This is a genomic window from Tritonibacter sp. SIMBA_163, assembly GCF_046535935.1.
Classification (GTDB): Bacteria; Pseudomonadota; Alphaproteobacteria; order Rhodobacterales; family Rhodobacteraceae; genus Epibacterium; species Epibacterium scottomollicae.
This window is the reverse complement of the sequence record NZ_JAWJBP010001194.1, coordinates 1-241: the sequence shown is the minus strand read 5'-3', so window position 1 is coordinate 241 and position 241 is coordinate 1. Positions and strand designations below refer to the sequence as shown.

At 49.0% G+C, this 241-nt stretch carries 1 protein-coding gene; it reads left to right on the top strand.

The genetic code is table 11. The features are described from left to right. Window positions 1–57: 57 nt before the first annotated feature. Window positions 58–241 (top strand): hypothetical protein (locus R0J92_RS26105; protein WP_411053829.1); only part of this gene is annotated, 184 nt, incomplete at its 3' end.

Here is a 241-nt window from a genome sequence, read left to right as displayed (position 1 = left end):
CAACTTTTAGAGGTTAAGCCCCAAACGGTTTATAGGTGGGTAAAAGGCGAGGCTTATATGTCTGATGACGAGGGGTTAAGGGCTGCTGAATTGCTAAATTTAGACCCCTGTAAAGTGCTAATTGATCTGCATATTGAGCGTGAGAAGGGGAACGCCACGTCCCATATTTGGCGTGACATTGGAAGGCGTTTAGAGATGGCTGCAATGCCCGTGGTTGTGGGCTTGGTGGGGTATGGCGTAG